The organism is Streptomyces solincola, assembly GCF_002982015.1.
GTDB classification, from domain to species: Bacteria; Actinomycetota; Actinomycetes; order Streptomycetales; family Streptomycetaceae; genus Streptomyces; species Streptomyces solincola.
In genome coordinates this window covers 1-15969 of sequence record NZ_PVLV01000489.1, presented here as the reverse complement: position 1 = coordinate 15969, position 15969 = coordinate 1, and the positions used below count along the sequence as shown (strand labels likewise).

14 protein-coding genes and 1 pseudogene are annotated in these 15969 nt (G+C 74.7%); 2 read left to right on the top strand and 13 right to left on the bottom strand.

Features of this window, described 5'->3' with window-relative positions; all coding sequences use genetic code 11:
- The first annotated feature begins 227 nt into the window (after window positions 1-227).
- The gene (locus C6N75_RS25260) at window positions 228-1118 is read left to right on the top strand and encodes a DMT family transporter (protein ID WP_105871189.1); all 891 of its coding nucleotides are present in this window, start codon (window positions 228-230) and stop codon (window positions 1116-1118) included.
- 10 nt (window positions 1119-1128) lie between these two features.
- Here C6N75_RS25260 and C6N75_RS25255 read toward each other — a convergent pair whose 3' ends face one another.
- The 13 genes and pseudogenes from C6N75_RS25255 to C6N75_RS25195 form a co-directional block, all read right to left on the bottom strand.
- Window positions 1129-1740 (bottom strand): hypothetical protein, encoded by a 612-nt coding sequence (locus C6N75_RS25255; RefSeq protein ID WP_105871188.1) that lies wholly within the window; start codon window positions 1738-1740, stop codon window positions 1129-1131.
- Window positions 1741-2222: 482 nt separating this feature from the next.
- Window positions 2223-2825, bottom strand: a pseudogene (locus C6N75_RS25250) (ATP-binding protein); the annotation flags it as partial.
- A 172-nt stretch (window positions 2826-2997) separates the two neighbouring features.
- Window positions 2998-3825, bottom strand: a complete 828-nt coding sequence (locus tag C6N75_RS25245; protein ID WP_258177605.1) for a hypothetical protein — start codon at window positions 3823-3825, stop codon at window positions 2998-3000.
- 265 nt (window positions 3826-4090) lie between these two features.
- Complete coding sequence (locus tag C6N75_RS25240; RefSeq protein WP_105871186.1) at window positions 4091-5311, bottom strand: 3-hydroxybenzoate 6-monooxygenase; 1221 nt, start codon at window positions 5309-5311, stop codon at window positions 4091-4093.
- A gap of 6 nt (window positions 5312-5317) precedes the next feature.
- On the bottom strand, window positions 5318-5707 hold the full coding sequence (locus C6N75_RS25235; RefSeq protein WP_105871185.1) for a hypothetical protein: 390 nt from the start codon (window positions 5705-5707) through the stop codon (window positions 5318-5320).
- Window positions 5695-7605: an anthranilate synthase family protein gene (locus tag C6N75_RS25230; protein ID WP_105871184.1), complete on the bottom strand. Its 1911-nt coding sequence runs from the start codon at window positions 7603-7605 to the stop codon at window positions 5695-5697. Before C6N75_RS25230 ends, C6N75_RS25235 begins: the two co-directional genes overlap by 13 nt.
- A complete protein-coding gene (locus tag C6N75_RS25225; RefSeq protein WP_105871191.1) occupies window positions 7602-8216 on the bottom strand; it encodes an isochorismatase family protein in 615 nt (204 codons plus the stop codon). The genes C6N75_RS25230 and C6N75_RS25225 overlap by 4 nt, the downstream gene beginning before the upstream one ends.
- 58 nt (window positions 8217-8274) lie before the next feature.
- On the bottom strand, window positions 8275-9048 hold the full coding sequence (locus C6N75_RS25220; protein WP_105871183.1) for a 2,3-dihydro-2,3-dihydroxybenzoate dehydrogenase: 774 nt from the start codon (window positions 9046-9048) through the stop codon (window positions 8275-8277).
- A 35-nt stretch (window positions 9049-9083) separates the two neighbouring features.
- Complete coding sequence (locus tag C6N75_RS25215; RefSeq protein ID WP_105871190.1) at window positions 9084-10244, bottom strand: 3-deoxy-7-phosphoheptulonate synthase; 1161 nt, start codon at window positions 10242-10244, stop codon at window positions 9084-9086.
- 144 nt (window positions 10245-10388) lie between these two features.
- Complete coding sequence (gene asnB, locus C6N75_RS25210) at window positions 10389-12239, bottom strand: asparagine synthase (glutamine-hydrolyzing) (RefSeq protein ID WP_105871182.1); 1851 nt, start codon at window positions 12237-12239, stop codon at window positions 10389-10391.
- A 37-nt stretch (window positions 12240-12276) separates the two neighbouring features.
- Entirely contained in the window at window positions 12277-12531 is a 255-nt protein-coding gene (locus tag C6N75_RS25205; RefSeq protein ID WP_105871181.1) for a response regulator transcription factor, read from the bottom strand.
- A gap of 345 nt (window positions 12532-12876) precedes the next feature.
- Complete coding sequence (locus C6N75_RS25200) at window positions 12877-13638, bottom strand: SDR family NAD(P)-dependent oxidoreductase (protein ID WP_105871180.1); 762 nt, start codon at window positions 13636-13638, stop codon at window positions 12877-12879.
- On the bottom strand, window positions 13635-15110 hold the full coding sequence (locus C6N75_RS25195) for an MFS transporter (RefSeq protein ID WP_105871179.1): 1476 nt from the start codon (window positions 15108-15110) through the stop codon (window positions 13635-13637). Before C6N75_RS25195 ends, C6N75_RS25200 begins: the two co-directional genes overlap by 4 nt.
- A gap of 365 nt (window positions 15111-15475) precedes the next feature.
- On the opposite strand from C6N75_RS25195, the gene C6N75_RS25190 reads away from it, so the two are divergent.
- Complete coding sequence (locus tag C6N75_RS25190) at window positions 15476-15934, top strand: AtaL-like protein (RefSeq protein ID WP_105871178.1); 459 nt, start codon at window positions 15476-15478, stop codon at window positions 15932-15934.
- Window positions 15935-15969: the final 35 nt, after the last annotated feature.

The following is a 15969-nucleotide window of genomic DNA, read 5'->3' as shown; positions in this document are numbered from 1 at the left end:
CCGCCCCGGCCGGCCCGCCCGCCCGGGGCGGTGGCGTGCCCGGGGTCCGGCTCCCCGGACGCTCGGCCGGATCGCGGGGGCGCGGCCTCCCCCGCTCCCCGCCGTCGGATCGCGGGGGCGGCGGGGCGGGCCGATCATGGCAGGACCGGGCGCCGCCGAAGGGGGCGGCGGCCGGTGCCGGCCCCGGCCGCCCGGTCGGCGACCGCCGAGCGTCGGAAGGCTCACCCGTGCGTACCCTGCTCCCGGTCGTCCTCGCCCTGTGCACCGCGCTGGCCAACGCCTTCGCCACCGTCCTACAGCGGATGGCGGCCCTGAGCGTGCCCAGCTCCCAGGGGCTGCGGCTGGGCCTGCTGCGGGATCTGGCGCGCCGCCCGGTGTGGCTGGCCGGGATGGCGGCGGTCCTGGTGTCGGCGGTCTGCCAGGCCGCCGCGCTGGCCACCGGGCCGCTGACCATCGTGCAGCCGCTGTTCGTGCTGGAGCTGCCGTTCGCCCTGGTCATCGCCTCGCTGCTGAGCCGCAGCGGGCTGCCGCGGCCGGCCTGGGCGGCGGTGGGCGCGGTGGTGGTCGGCCTCGGCGTGGGCCTGGCCGCGGCCGACCCGACCGGGAACCGCACCCATGTGCCGATCTCCCGCTGGGCGGTCACCCTGCCGGTGTGCGCGGCGCTGGTCGCCGTGCTGATCACGGTGGGGCTGCGGCGGCCGCACGGCCGGACGCGGGCGGCCTGCCTGGGCCTGGCCACCGCGATCAGCTACGCGCTGACCGCCGCGCTGATGAAGCAGGCCATGCACATCCTGGACCTGGAGGGTCTGGGCGCCTTCCTCACCGCCTGGCAGACGTACGCCTTCGCGGTGGCCGGCGCGGGCGCGCTGTTCCTGCTGGGGCACGCCCTCCAGTCCGGCCCGCTGGTCGCCTCGCAGCCCGCCATCACCCTGGGGGACGCCCTGCTCAGCCTCACCTTCGGGGTGGTGCTGTACGAGGAGAGCGTCCGCACCGGGTGGTGGCTGGTGCCCGAGCTGGCCGGGCTCGCGCTGATCGCGACCGGCGCGGTGGCGCTGGCGAGGCTGCCGCTCACCGCGTCCCTGATGGCCCCCGACCAGGAGGCCGCCGGACGGCGGTGAGCGGACCGCCTCACCCGGCGGCCGGCGCCCGGGCGGCCAGGGACTCGGCGGTGGCCCGCAGGACGCGCGCCGCCTCGGCGAGGCCGGCCCGGTCGCAGCGGGCCGCGGCCACGGTGAGCCGGGCCTCCGCGGCGGCGTGGCGGCCCAGGCCGTCGCCCTCGACCAGCCCGGCGACGCGGACCGCCTCGGCCCGGGGCGCCTCGCCCTCCTCGCCGACGCGTTCGTGCGCGGCGACCGCGGCCTCCAGCTCCGCCAGCGCCTCGGCGAACCGCTCGGCCTCCGCCAGCACCCGGCCGCGGCGGTAGTGGGTGGACCCCTGCTCGTACCAGCGCTGGTGGTCCCCGGCGTCCGCCGGCAGGGCGGCGCCCACCCGGTCGGCGTCGGCGAGGTGGGCGAGCGCCGCCTCCAGGCCGTCCTCGGCGCCCCGGGCGGTCATGGTCAGCCGGGCGAACTCGCGCATCGTATGGGCGGTCACCCGCGGGTTGGGCGCCTCGGCGTGCGCGGCCACCGCGCGCCGGTAGGCGGCGCCGGCCGCGTCCCAGTCGCCGGCCATCGCCAGGGTGACGGCGGCCTCGGCGGCGACCAGGGTGAGGACGGCCCGGTCGTCGTCCCAGGCGGACACGGTGTCGGCCAGCCTCAGCAGGTGCTCGGCGGCCTCCCGGTACTCCTCCAGCTCCCGCAGCCCGCGGCCGAGGGTGAGCCGGGCCTGGGCCAGCAGCCGCTCGTCCAGGCCGTCGCCCCTTCGCCGGCGACCACGGACTCCAGCACGGCGACCGCGTCGGCGTGGGCGCCGCTGCGGGCCAGCAGGTCGGCGAGCCGCATCCGGGTGTCGGCGGCGTCGGCGGCCTCACCGGACCGGTCGAAGCGGGCGGCGGCCTCGGAGAGGTGGCCGCACCGCGCCGGCGACGCCCCCGGTGTGCGAGCCGGCGTGGCCGAGCAGCGCGTAGGTCGGGGCGAGCGGGAAGGCGGCGTCGTCGTGGCGGATCGCCTCGGCGACGGCCTGGTGCAGCAGCTCCACGGCCTCCTCGGGCTGGTCCTGGGCGAGCAGCACCTGGGCGAGCACGGCCCGGTGCCGGGTGCCGCGCCAGAGGCGGCCGGAGGCGGCAGCCCGCCGTAGTGCCGGGCGAGGGGGACGACCCGGTCGTGGCCGGTCCACTCGGCGTTGTCGGCGCGCGGGGTGAGCCGCACGGTGGTGCCGGGCTCGGGCATGGCGGAGGCGGGCAGGGTGCGGATGGTGTAGCGGCCGTCGGAGTGGCCGCGCCATTCGACGGCGGGGGCGGCCGGGTCGCCGGCCGGGCGGCTGAGGACGGTGATCTCGTCGGCTACGACGAAGCAGGCGAGCAGGCCGATGCCGAACTGGCCGATGAACTCGCCGCGGGCGGCGTCGAGTCCCGCGCCGTCCAGGCCGCCGTCGGCGGTGCGCTTGGAGCTGCGGCCGATGGTGGCGAGGAAGCGGTGCACGTCGGTCTCGGTCAGTCCGACGCCGGTGTCGGTGACGGTGAGCCCGTCGCCGGTGCGCACGGTGATGCGGGCCGGGGCGGCCGGGTCGGCGGCCCGCCGGGCGGTGATGGCGTCCACCGCGTTCTGTAGCAGTTCCCGCAGGTAGACGCGTGGGCTGGAGTAGAGGTGGTGGGACAGCAGGTCCACCAGGCCGCGCAGGTCGACCTGGAAGGTGTGGGCGGACTCGGACTGTGGGGAGTGGGGCACCTGGTGGCTTCCCTCGGTAGGCGCGCCGCCGGCGGACGGCGGGACGTTGACGAACACGTGCGGGGTGCGGGAGAGGGCGGCCGTCCGCGTCGTCTCGGTGCGCGGGCGCGCCGAGGCGGCGCGGCGGGCGGGCGGCCCGCGGCGTACGGGCGGCCTGGACGGCCGGGCGGGCTCAGCCGGCCGCGGCGCGGTACCTGCGGTAGGGCTCGGCCGGGTCGCCGGCGTCGACGTACTCCCAGGGGAAGGGCGTGACGATGCCGTGGGTGGCCTCGAAGCAGCGGCGGGCGCTGTCCCGGTCGCCGGCCAGGGAGAAGGCGAGCGCGAAGGCGTTGTGCACCTGCACCCACGCCTGGCCGAGGTCGAAGCCGGGGTGCCAGATGGAGTGCTCGGCGGCCTCGCGCAGCTCGGCGACCACCTCGGGCCGCTGGATGTAGGCGGTGTCCGGTCCGTCGTCCAGGGAGAGCCAGTGCTCGATGTGCGCGACGGCCACGAGCTTGCCCAGCCAGCTGCCGCCGGGGGCCTCCGCCACGGACCGGCGGGCGAAGGCGTGCATCTCCTCGTGGGAGCCGCTCCACTTCGCGCAGAGCTGCTGCAACTGCTGCTGGTGCGCGCCCAGGTGGTGCGGGTGGCGGCGCACGGCGGCCTCGAAGCGGCGGCGGGCCACGGCGGGCCCGACCTGGAGGCCGCGGCCGCTCTTCTGGAGGCAGTACCAGGGGGAGGCCCAGGTGGGCTCGCGCTCGGCGGCCTGGTAGAGCCAGTCCTCGGCGACGCGCAGCCGCTCGTGGAAGGCGGCGAACTGCTCGCGGCTGACGTGGTCGGCTGTGGCCCCGGTCCGGGCCTCCCAGCCCCAGGAGACGTGGCGCGCGCCGGCGACGAGCAGCGGCAGGGCGGAGTCCGGTTCGGCGGCCAGCGCCTTCGGTATCCACCGCTCCACCCCGGCGGCGCCGGCCACGGCGTTCAGCAGCCAGGTGCGGTCGGCTTCCTCGGGGTGGGCGGCCAACTGGTCCCGTACCGCCGGCCAGTCCCCGGCCTCGGCGGCCTCGGTGATGCGGGCGATCTCGGCGTCCGCGTAGTCCTGGTGGACCCGGGCGCCGGGGAACCCGAACCCCGCCCACCGCTTCAGCGACCGCCCACCCCTTGGAGCAACGCCACGACGACCCCCCTGCGTTCAACGTTCGCGAGGGCCGTCGTTCACCGCCCCCGTGCAGGTAGTGACTATCACGAGCGACTGACAGTCGCACACGCGTGTCCCCGATACGGGCCGCTCAGCGGGGTGCGGCGGCCGCTGCGGCCTCCTCGGGGGAGGCGTCGGCGTCGCGGAAGCCGTGCAGCCAGTCGACCTTGCCGTGCAGGTCGCTCTCGGAGAGCGCGGCCAGCATGGCGTCGCGGGCGCGGGCCGCGTCGCCGGCGGCGTGGTAGAGCTGCCGGCCCATCTCGCGGGCCACGAGCTGGGCCTCGGCGGTGCGGTCGCGGCGCTCGGCGGCGTACTTCTCCAGTCGGGTGGCGACGGTGTCCGGCCCGGTCTCGCGGTCCAGGAGCCGGCCGAGGACCACGGCGTCCTCCAGGGCCATGCAGGCGCCCTGGGCGGCGTACTGGAGCATCGGGTGGGCGGCGTCGCCGAGCAGCGCCACCCGTCCGTCGGTCCAGGTCCCGACCGGGTCGCGGTCGCACAGCACCCAGGTGCGCCACTCCTCGGCCAGCTCCAGCAGCGTGCGGGGGACGTCGCCGAGACCGGGGAACTCGGCCAGCACCCGGTCGCGTTCGGCCGGGTCGCCGGCGACGGGCACGGTCGCGCCGTCGTCGCGGGTGGCGGCCAGGTTGAGGAAGCGGCCGCCGCCGATGGTGTAGTGGACGACGTGCCAGGCGGGGCCGGCCCACAGGGTGACCGCGTTGAAGCGCAGGTCCTCGGGCACCTTCTCGATGGGGATGACGGAGCGGTAGATGGTGTGCCCGGACACCCTCGGGTCGCCGTCGCCGACCAACTGGGCTCGGACGACCGAGCGGATGCCGTCCGCGCCGATGAGCGCGTCGCCGGTGAGCGCCTCGCCGCCGGCCAGGGCGACGGTGACGCCGGCGGCGTCCTGGGTGTATCCGGTGACCGCGGCCCCGGAGGTCAGGGTGACGCCCGGGGCGGCCCGGCAGGCCGACAGCAGCGCCTCGTACAGGTCGCCTCGGTGGACCACGGCGTAGGGGTTGCCGAACCGGGCGCGGTAGGCGTCGGTGAGCGGCATGCGGGCGAGGCAGGCGTCGGAGGTGCCGTCCATCAGGCGCAGTTCGTCGATGAACACGGCCTGGGCGCGGACGCCCTCGCCCACTCCGAGGCGGTCCAGGGCCCAGAAGGCGTTGGGGCCGAGCTGGATGCCGGCGCCCAGCTCCTCGAAGGCCGGGCGGCGTTCCAGCACGGTGACGTGGTGTCCCTGTGCTGCGACGCCGAGGGCGGCGGCCAGTCCGCCGATGCCGCCGCCGGCGACGATGATCCTCGCCATGGTGTGTCAGCCGTCCCTTCCGGGTCGTACGGGTGCGTTCGCGGGTCCGGTGAGCGCGCCGTCCTCCAGGGCCAGCCCGTGTCCGGCGAGCAGGCCGGTGGCGGCCGAGAACATCCCCTCCACGGTGGCCTCGACGTCGAAGGCGGTCACCTCGGCCGGCGGGTGGCCGATGACCTCGGCGGCCCGGGGGGCCAGCTCCACGGCGGCGGCCTCGGCGGACTCCCACAGCAGCAGGGCGCCCCAGCGTTGCCGCTCGCTGTCGGACAGCCAGAGCTTCAGCCGCAGGCCGGGCACCCGGGCGAAGCGGTCGACGGCCTCGTCGCGCAGGAACGGGCGCAGGGACTCCACAGTCTGCGCGGACCCTTCCAGGTCCCACCAGACGATCACGGCGTGCATGAGCGCAGCACCTCCTTCAGCAGGGACGCGGTGATGGCCACGCCGTGCTGGGAGAGCAGCGACTCGGCGTGGAACTGGGCGGAGGCGAAGCCGGCGCCGCGCAGGGCGTGCACCTGGCCGCTGCCGGGGTCGCGGCAGACCTCGACGACGCCGCGCACCGGGTGCTCGGTCTTGTCGGCGTCGCTGCGGGCGGTGAACGTGTTGTAGAAGCCGACCCGCTCGGGCCTGCCGAAGAGGTCGATCTCGCGCTGCACGCCCTGGTTGGGCACCTCCAGGCGGACCAGCGGCAGGCCGAGCAGGGTGGCGAGGACCTGGTGGCTGAGGCAGACGGCCATGAAGGGCCGGCGGCTCTCCAGGAGCCGGGTCACCGCGCCGCGCAGGTGGGCGATCTTGGGGTCGCCGGTCGCGCGCGGGTCGCCGGGGCCGGGGCCCATGATGACCAGGTCGTGGGCGTCGGGGTCGTAGGGCTCGTCGAAGCGGCGCACGGTGACGGTCAGGCCCAGCGAGGTGAGCTGGTGGCCGATCATGGAGGTGAAGGTGTCCTCGGCGTCGACGACGAGCACGCTGCGGCCGGCCAGTGCGGCGGCGTCCGCGGCGGCGCCGGCCGGGTCCCCGGTCAGCCAGAAGTCGGCGATGGTGTCGTTGCGCCGGGCCAGTGCGCGCAGGACCTGCGGCTGGGTGGCGAGCCGGGTGGAGGCGCCGCCGTCCAGGGCGGCGAGCAGCCCGGCGGCCTTGGCGCGGGTCTCGGCGACCTCGGACTCCGGGTCGGAGTGGCGGACCAGGGTCGCCCCGACGCCGATGCGCAGTCTGCCGCGGCGGTCGATGTCGGCGGTGCGGATGAGGATGCCGGAGTCCATCTCGCGCCGACCGGCGGCGTCCCGGCCGATGAGGGCGGCGACGCCGCTGTAGTAGCCGCGGCCGGCGGGCTCGTGGCGGCTGATGACCTTGGCGGCGCTCTCCAGCGGAGAGCCGGTGACGGTGGGCGCGAACAGCGTCTCGCGCAGGATGTCGCGCACGTCGAGGCCGGTGCGGCCCTCGATGAAGTACTCGGTGTGCGCGAGGCGCGCCATCTCCTTGAGGTGGGGGCCGGTGACCCGGCCGCCGCTCTCGCAGATGCGGGCCATCATCTTCAGTTCCTCGTCGACGACCATGTACAGCTCGTCGGTCTCCTTGGGGTCGCCGAGGAAGTCGAGGACGCCGTCGAGCGCGGGGCCGTCGGCGGGGTAGCGGTAGGTGCCGCTGATGGGGTTCATCACGGCGGTGCCGTCGTGCAGGCTGACGTGCCGTTCGGGGGTGGCGCCGACGAAGGTGCGGTCGCCGGTGTGGATGAGGAAGGTCCAGTAGGCGCCGGTCTCGCGTTCCAGCAGCCGCCGGAAGCACGACAGCGCGGCGGCGGGCGTGTAGCCGGTGATGTCGGCGGTGAAGTTCCGCTTGATGACGAAGTTGGCGCCCTCGCCGGTGCCGATCTCCTCGGCGATGACCCGCCGCACGGTGGCGGCGTAGGCGTCGTCGTCGGTGTCGAAGCCGCCGCCGGTGAGGTGGACGGGCCCGTCGGGCAGCCTGCGCAGGGTCTCGGCGAGCGGCAGCGCGTCCTGGGCGGCGACGGTGAGGACCAGCAGCGGTTCGCCGTCGTCGACGGCCGCGAAGCCGCGTTCGGCGAGCTGCCGGTAGGGCAGCAGGGCCAGCACCTCGTGCCCGCCGGGCCCCTCCCCCGCTCCTTCCGGCAGGGGGACGTCGGCGAGCGCGGCGCAGGCGGTGACGTCGCCGGCCAGCACCTCCACGACACCGGGTCCGGCGGTGTGCGGCCGGTGCAGCAGGGCGTACGCGGGCGGGTCGCCCTCGATGATCCGCGCCAGCAGGTCGGGGTGGTGCGGCGCGGCGGGGTGCGGACCGGTCACCTGGCGTCCTCCAGCTCCGTCAGCAACTGCTTGGTGGTGGCCACCCGGGCGCAGCGCTCGGCGGCGTAGGTGAGGGCGAGGCGGTGGTAGTCGGCGGAGAAGTCCGCGACGGCGTCCGCGGCCAGGAAGGGCTGGATGTCGTGGGTGAAGGCGTCCACGGCGCTCATCAGGACGCCGACGTGGGCGTAGACGCCGCAGATGATGATCTGGTCGCGGCCTTCGGCGCGCATCCGCTCCAGCAGGTCGGTGCGGACGAAGGCGCTGTAGCGCCATTTGGTGAGCATCCAGTCGCCGGGGGCGGGCGCGAGGTCGTCGACGACCCGGCGGTCCTCGGGGGCGGTGCGCATGCCGGGGCCCCAGAAGTCGCGGAGCAGTCCGCGCTGTTCGACGCTCATGTCGCCGGGCTGCGCGGTGTACGCGACCGGGATGCCGGCGTCGGCGCAGCGCTCGCGCAGCAGGGCGGCGTTGCCGACCAGGGGGCCGCCGGGGCTGTCGCCGCCGGCGAAGGGCCGCAGGAAGTAGCGCTGCATGTCGTGGACGAGCAGGACGGCGCGGCGCGGGTCGGGGGTCCAGGAGACGGTGCTGGGCGGCAGGTCTCCCTCGGTGGGCATCAGGTAGGTGTCGATGGGCGGGATGCCGGGGGTGGGCTGGGTGGTCACCGTCGTCTCCTTACTGGACACCGAGCGTCGCCCCGCCGTCCACGGTCAGGCTGTGCAGGGTGATGTGGCCGGCCTCGTCGGACAGCAGGAAGGCGACCGCCTCGGCGACGTCCTCGGGCCGGGCGACCTTGCCGAGCGGGATGCCGGTCCGGAAGGCGGCGGGGGTGCCGTCGACGGAGCGGCGGACGGCGGTGTCGCCGTCGTGCATGCCGCGCAGCATCGGGGTGTCGGTGGAGCCGGGGGCGACCACGTTGCAGCGCACGCCGTGCGGGGCGACCTCCAGGCCCAGGCACTTGGTGAAGGCCGTGGCGGCGGCCTTGGAGGCGGCGTAGGCGGCCATCTCGGTGCGGGCGGTGCCGGCCGCGTTGGAGGCGACGGTGACGACCGCCCCGCCGCCGCGGGCGACCATGCGGTCCACGACGGCGCGCGAGACGTGGAAGACGCCGGTGGCGTTGACCGCGAAGGTGTCGGCCCAGTCCTGGTCGGTGAGCTTGCGGGCCTCGCCCAGGCGCAGCACACCGGCGGCGTTGACCAGGTAGTCCAGCGGTCCGAGGGCGTCCTCGACGCCGGCGACGGCCCGGTCGACGTCCGCGCTGGAGGAGACGTCGGCGGGGACGGCGGTGACCTTCAGTCCCCGGGCGGTCAGCCGGCCGACGGCCTCGGCGAGCCGGCCGGGGTCGCGGTCCACCGCGGCGACGGCGGCGCCGCGCTCGGCGAGGGCGCGTACGACGGCTTCGCCGATGCCTCCGGCGGCCCCGGTGACCAGGGCGGTCCTGTCCTGCATGGTTTCCTCCGAACAACAGCGGCGGGCAAGAGGGGTCAGCCGCGCCAGGCCGAGACCGCCTCGACGGCCTGTGCGGGGTTGAGCCGCGGGTCGCAGAAGCTCAGGTACTTCTCGCCGACCCGGTCGAGGTAGGAGGCGTTGCGCACGCACTCGGTGACCTCTTCCGGCGTGGTCTCCAGGTGCAGTCCGCCGGCCGTGCCGCCGTGGTCGGCGACCGCCTGCTGGAAGGCGTCGATCTCGCGGACGACGGTCTCCAGGAAGCGGGTCTTCAGGCCGCCGGGGCCGCTCACGGTGTTGCCGTGCATGGGGTCGCTGAGCCAGATGACGGGGTGCCCGGCGGCGGCGACGGCCCGTACCAGCGAGGGCAGCCGCTCGGCGGCGGCGTCCGCGCCCATCCGGGCGATCAGGGTGAGCCGGCCGGGGCGGCGGGCGGGGTCGAGCTTCTCGCACAGGGCGAGCAGTTCGTCGGCGGAGACGGTGGGCCCGACCTTGCAGGCGACCGGGTTGCTCACGGCGGCGAGCAGCGCCACGTGCGCGCCGTCGATCTGCCGGGTGCGCTCGCCGATCCACGGCCAGTGGGTGGAGGCCAGCAGCAGGGAGCCGTCCGGTTCGCGGCGCAGCAGCGGGACCTCGTAGTCCAGCAGCAGCGCCTCGTGGCTGGTCCACACCGGCAGTTCGAGGCGGTGGCGGCGGGGGTTGCGCCAGCCGAGGTGGTGCATGGCATCGCTGGCGGCGCGGTAGCCGGACAGCAGGTGCGCCGGGTCGGGGCGGCGGCCCTCCGGGTCGGGCTCGGGCCGGTTGACCATGTGCCCTCGGTAGACGGGCAGTTCGCGGTCGCCGACGATCTCGGTGGGGCTGGAGCGCGGCTTGCCGAACTGGCCGGCCAGCCGGCCCACCCGCAGCACCGGCCGGAGCGAGACCATCTTCATGGTGCCGGCCAGCACGTCCAGCAGGGCGGCCTTGCGGGCGATGTCGGAGGGGTTGCACTCGGCCGGATCCTCGGCGCAGTCGCCGGACTGGACGATCCGGATGTGCCCGGCGGCCGCCTCCATCAGCAGCTCGCTCAGCTTGTGCACGTCCGCGGCGTCGACCAGCGGCGGCATGTGCGCCAGTTCGTCGCGGACCCGGGCCACGGCGGCCTCGTCGGACCACTCGGGCTGCTGGAGGGCGGGCAGGGCACGCAGATGCGATGACATGTCGGTCACGGGAACCCCACGGGGTGGTAGGCGGCCGGCTCGCCGTCGCGGGACGGCGCCGGGAAGGCGGGTGCGGGTACGGCGGAAGCGGCGGTACGGGGCCGGGCGCGGCCCGCTCCCCGGAGCCGGCCCCGGGGCGGCGGGTCAGAGTTCGACGCGGACGTCGTAGGCGGTGACCCAGGTGTTGAACTCGACCAGGCGCTCCAGGACGGCGCGGGCGCTCCAGGGGCCGCCGACCGCGTAGGAGCCGGCGGGCCGGTCCAGCAGACGGCGCACCTCCTGCTCGGTGACGATGGCGAACACCGGGGCGTCCCCGTCGGCCAGGACGTCCTCGACCAGCCCGCGCAGGGCGGTCTCGTAGCTGCCGTCCTGGGTGGAGGGGTAGGGGTTCTTCTTGCGGTCCAGGACCGAGTCCGGCAGCACCCCGCGCATCGCCTCGCGCAGCAGGCTCTTCTCCCGGCCGTCGAAGTTCTTCATCGCCCAGGGGGTGTTGTAGACGTACTCGACCAGCCGGTGGTCGGTGAAGGGGACGCGGACCTCCAGGCTGACCGCCATGCTGACCCGGTCCTTGCGGTCCAGCAGGAAGTTCTCCCAGCGGGTGATGTTGAGGTAGGTCAGCTCCCGCATCCGGGCCTCGTGGCCGGTCTCTCCGGGCAGCCGGGGGACCTCCTCCAGGGCCTCGGTGTAGCGGCGCTTGACGTAGTCGCCCAGGCCCAGCCGGTCCCAGAGGCCGACCTCGCGCAGCGCGCCGATGCCGCCGGCCTTCTCGAAGGGGTGGTGCCAGGGGAAGCTGTCCAGCTCGACGGCCTCCTTGTCGTGGAACCAGGTGTAGCCGCCGAACAGCTCGTCGGCCGCCTCGCCGGACAGCGCCACCGTCATGCGCTCCTTGAGCGCGCGGCACAGCAGGTACAGCGAGTACTCCATGTCGCCGGTGGAGACGGGGAGGTCCTGCGCGCGCAGCACCGCGCCGCGCACCTGGGGGTCGAGGATGTCGTCGTTGTCGAGGGTGACGATGATGTGCTCCGCGCCGACCCGCTCCGCCACCTCGACGGCGAACGGGGTGTCGGGGTCCTCCCACTGCACGTTGGCCTCGAAGCGCTGCTCGTGGCCGGCGAAGTCCACCGAGAAGGCGCGGATCGGCTCGGTGACGCCGCGCCGGGCGCGGGCGGCCGCGGCGAGCGCGGTGACGGCGCTGGAGTCCAGGCCGCCGGAGAGCAGGGTGCCGACGGTGACGTCCGCGACGAGCTGCCGGTCGACGATGTCCTCCAGCAGCTCCCGCACCCGGGCGACGGTGGCGGGCAGGTCGTCGGTGTGCTCGCGGGCCGTGAGCTGCCAGTAGGTGTCGGTGGTGTGCCCGTCGCGGGTGAAGCGCACGACGGTGGCCGGCAGGACCTCGCGCATGCCCTGGAAGACGGCGTGGCCGGGGGTCTTGACGATGGAGAACATCTCGCGCAGGCCCTCGGCGTCGACGACCGCGTCCACCTCGTCGTGGGCGAGGATCGCCTTCGGCTCGGAGCCGAAGAGCACGCCGTCGGCGGTGGGGAAGTAGTAGAGCGGCTTGACGCCCATCCGGTCGCGGATCAGGAGGAGTTCCTCGGTGCGCGGGTCCCAGACGGCGAACGCGTAGATGCCGTTGAGGCGTTCGGCGAAGGACGCGCCCCACTCCAGGTAGGCGCGCAGCACCACCTCGGTGTCGCTGGTGGTGCGGAAGACGTGCCCCAGGGATTCCAGCTCGGCGCGCAGCTCGGTGAAGTTGTAGACCTCGCCGGTGTACGTGATGACGGGCTGGCTCCGGTCGCCGGCGGCCATCGGCTGGCGGCCGCCCTCCAGGTCGATCACCGCGAGCCGGCGGTGGCCCAGCACCGCGCGGGGCGAGGTCCACACGCCGCCGTCGTCCGGGCCGCGGCAGGTCATGGTCTGCGTCATCGCCTCGGCGACGTCCGCCGCCTCGGTCAGGTCCCGCCCGTAACTCACCCATCCGGCCAGTCCGCACATGGAATTCCAAGTCCTTTCGTCGTGAATGTACAGACGGTCAGAAAACGTCTGCGTCATGCAGCAGAACGTGGCGCGTCAACTGCACCCGAGTGGATACGTCGAGTTTCAGGAACGCGTTTCTCACATGCGTGTTGACCGTGTGCGGGGAAACCATCAGCTCTTCGGCCACGGCCCGGTTGCTCAGCCCCGTCGCCACCAGCTTCGCCACCTGCAACTCGGCTGGTGTCAAAGCGTTCCAGCCCGACCGGGACCGTGTGGGACGAGCCCTTCTCGTCGCCTTGAGCGTCTGCATCGACTCGCTCTCCGTGTTGCTGCGCCGGGAAATTCGGCGACTTGCGCCACGCCCTTCGCGGATGCCTGACGGGTCCGCGTTCCGGGGCGGTTACGACGAACAGAATGCCTTGTTTCCGGGGCGGGCGGCAAAGCCGTTCGGGGGATGTCGTCACACGCGGCGGAGAATGTCAGGCAGCCGTCATGTCGTCAGATGCGGTCAGGTTCGTCAGCGCCGCAGGACTTCGTCAGGTCGGCGACCCGGGGCAAGGGGGCGGGGCCGGCGTCCGGGCACGCCGAAGGGGGCCGCGGCGTGCGCGGCCCCCCTGGTGACGGCGTCCTGCGGACGCCGTGCGGCTCCTCCCGGTCAGGCGGTGGCGCCGCCGTCGATCACGTGGTCGTGGCCGACCACGAAGGAGGACTCCTCGGAGGCCAGCCACAGCACCGCGTTGGCCACCTCGCGCGGGTCGGCGACCCGGCCCAGCGGCACGGTCGGCGCCAGCCGGGCGTCGCGCTGCTCGCGGGTCTCGCCCGGGAGGTAGGACATCGGGGTGTCGATCGGCCCGGGGCTGATGGCGTTGATGCGCACGCCCTGCTGGATGTACTCCCGCGCGGCGGTGCGGGTCAGGAAGCTGACGCCGGCCTTGGAGGTCGAGTAGGCGCTCATGGTGGCCAGCCGCCAGTGGGCGCCCAGGTTGGAGGCGGTGTTGACGATGACGCCGCCGCCGTTGGCCGCCATGTGCGCGGTCTCGTGCTTCAGGGCGAGGAAGACGCCGGTGAGGTTGACGGCGAGGACCTTGTTCCAGACGTCCTCGTCGTGCTCGCCGACCGGGGTGCCGCCGCCGAGGATGCCGGCGTTGTTGAAGGCGACGTGCAGGCCGCCGTGGGTGGAGACGGCGTGGTCCACCATCGCCTTGACGCTGGCGGAGTCGGTGACGTCGACGACGACGCCGGAGGCGGTGCCGCCGTCGGTCTCGATGAGCTTGACGGTCTCGTTGACGCCGTTCTCGTCGAGGTCGGCCACGACCACGGTCGCGCCTTCGGCGGCGAAGGCCTGGGCGGTGGTGCGGCCCAGCACGCCGGCGGCGCCGGTGACCAGGACGACCTTGCCGGTGAAGCGTGCAGTCATGAGGAACTCCCCTGTTTCTCGGTGATGTCGTGTTGCGTGGTGGTCTCGGATGCGGCCGGTGAGGGCCGGGTGGTGGTGCCGGTGCGGGCGCCGCGGCCGCGCTGGAGCAGGACCAGCCCGGCGGCCAGCGCCAGGGCGGTCGCGGCCACGCCGAAGGCGAAGCCGTAGCCGCTCGCCTGTGCGGCGGCCGCCCCGCCCCCGCCGCCGGCGGCGTGCGCCACGGCGAGCGGCACCAGGACGGCCAGGCCGACCGGGGGCCCGACCTCCATGGCGGTGTTGACGACCCCGCCGACCAGGCCGGCCTCCTCGGGCGCGGTGCACTCCACGGCCCAGACGGTCGCCCCGGAGAAGGTGAAGCCCGCGCCCACCGGGAAGAGCGTGATGCCGACGACGAGCAGGCCCCAGTAGGAGGAGTCGGCGTCGAGCGTGGACAGGACGCCCAGGCCGGCCGCGCCCAGCGCCAGCCCGGCGGCGGTGAGCCCGGCGGGCCCGAGCCGGCGGGCGGCCCGGCCGCCCATCGCCGCGGTGAACAGCACCGCGAGCACCGGCGGGAGGAAGGCCGCCGAGGTGGCGGCCGGCGAGTAGTGCAGGGTCTTCTGGAAGTAGAGCGCGAGGACGAAGAAGTACGTGGCCATCGCGGCGGCGGTCAGGCCGATGGCCAGCAGCGCGGCCAGCCGGCGGCCGGACGCCAGCAGCGCCGGGGGCACCAGCGGTCGCGACGAGCGGGCCTGAACCACCGCGAACAGCGCGAGGACGAGGGCGCCGGCGCCCACCCAGAGCCAGTCCGACTCGCCGAGGCCGAAGATGAAGGCGGTCAGTCCGGCGGTGATCAGCACGGCCCCGGGCACGTCGAGCCGCTCTGGCCGGCGGGCCGGCCCCGAGGGCAGCAGCGGCGAGCAGAGCACGATCACCGCGGAGACGGCGGCCGGGGCGACGAACACCCAGCGCCACTCCACCCAGGACAGGATCAGTCCGGACAGGATGTTGCCGGAGCTGGCCCCGATGCTGGCCAGCACGCCCCACACCGCGAGTGCCCGGGTGCGCCGCGCCGGGTCGGGGTAGACCGAGCCGAGCAGCGCCATCGCGGCCGGCGCGGCCAGCGCCGCCCCCACCCCCTGGGCGAACCGGGCGGCCACCAGGACCCACAGGGAGCCGGCGGCCGCGGCGGCCAGCGAGGCCGCCCCGAAGACGACCACGCCGGCGGTGAACACCCGGCGGTGGCCGAGCAGGTCGGCCAGCCGGCCGCCCAGGACCAGCAGCCCGCCGAAGGACAGGCTGTAGGCCGAGGTGGCGAAGACCAGGTCGGTGTCGGTGAGCCGCAGGTCCCGCTGGATCATCGGCAGCGCCACGGTGATCACGGTGATCGTCGCGATCAGGGTGATCTGCACGGCGCCCAGGAGCGCGAAGGCGGGCCCGGGCCGGAGCCGGGGCGGGGCCTTGCCGGCCGAGGCGTCCACGGGGACGGAACCCATAGCGGAACATCCATTCCAGATAGGGGCAGAAGAAACACAGAGAGACCTGCGCGAGAACCGCAAAAGGCCATTATCTGAACGCTTTCGCTGCGCGATCGGCGCGTCGAGGCGATAACTGAAAGCTAGCACGGTCTTGACCGATCGGTACAGTACGGCCGCCGAAGCCGGCCGGGGACAGCGGCAGCGGACCGACGGGTTCCGGACATCCGGGCCCCGCCGGGCCGCTCGCGGGCGGGTGCGCGCCCGCTCGCGACGGCTGTGCCGCCCGCCCGGACGCCGCCCGAGATCGCATGTTCATGCGATGCCGCAAGGGCCGCGAACCGGCCAGGATCGGCCCCATCCACGAACCAGGGAGGCACCGCCTTATGGCCACCTACAGCTGGACGCTGCCCGTCGCCGGACCGGACCCGGACGCTGCGGGACCGGACGCCGACGCGGTCTGGGAGGGACTGGTCCACAAGGCCGAGAACCCCAGCCCGTACGTCCCGGCGGTCACCGGCTGCCGTGTCCTGGAGCGCTTCGACGACGGGTTCCTGCGCGAGATCACCGTCCGCGACACCGAGCTGGTGCAGGAGCGGGTGACCTTCGAGAAGCCCGAGCGGGTGGTGTTCCGCCCGGTGAACGACCCGTGCATCGAGCAGATCGTCAACGAACTGGGCGACGACGGCTCCGGCCGGCCGACGCTGACCCTGCGCATCACCCTCACCCCGGCCGGCGTCGACAAGGCCGAGAACACCCGCTACTTCCTGCACGAGACGCAGCGCTACTTCTCCGACGCGCTCGCCTTCATCGTCGAGGGCCTCCGCCGGCGCCATGCGCGCTGACCGCCGCCCCGGCCGGCCTCCCCGCACCCCCGCCC

Excerpts from the sequence above, each read along its gene's own strand:
- C6N75_RS25215 (WP_105871190.1), bottom strand. The coding sequence starts at position 10,244 with ATGTCATCGCATCTGCGTGCCCTGCCCGCCCTCCAGCAGCCCGAGTGG.
- C6N75_RS25240 (WP_105871186.1), bottom strand. The coding sequence starts at position 5,311 with ATGGCGAGGATCATCGTCGCCGGCGGCGGCATCGGCGGACTGGCCGCC.
- C6N75_RS25200 (WP_105871180.1), bottom strand. The coding sequence starts at position 13,638 with ATGACTGCACGCTTCACCGGCAAGGTCGTCCTGGTCACCGGCGCCGCC.
- C6N75_RS25195 (WP_105871179.1), bottom strand. The coding sequence starts at position 15,110 with ATGGGTTCCGTCCCCGTGGACGCCTCGGCCGGCAAGGCCCCGCCCCGG.
- C6N75_RS25220 (WP_105871183.1), bottom strand. The coding sequence starts at position 9,048 with ATGCAGGACAGGACCGCCCTGGTCACCGGGGCCGCCGGAGGCATCGGC.
- C6N75_RS25190 (WP_105871178.1), top strand. The coding sequence starts at position 15,476 with ATGGCCACCTACAGCTGGACGCTGCCCGTCGCCGGACCGGACCCGGAC.
- C6N75_RS25225 (WP_105871191.1), bottom strand. The coding sequence starts at position 8,216 with ATGCCCACCGAGGGAGACCTGCCGCCCAGCACCGTCTCCTGGACCCCC.
- asnB (WP_105871182.1), bottom strand. The coding sequence starts at position 12,239 with ATGTGCGGACTGGCCGGATGGGTGAGTTACGGGCGGGACCTGACCGAG.
- C6N75_RS25235 (WP_105871185.1), bottom strand. The coding sequence starts at position 5,707 with ATGCACGCCGTGATCGTCTGGTGGGACCTGGAAGGGTCCGCGCAGACT.
- C6N75_RS25205 (WP_105871181.1), bottom strand. The coding sequence starts at position 12,531 with ATGCAGACGCTCAAGGCGACGAGAAGGGCTCGTCCCACACGGTCCCGG.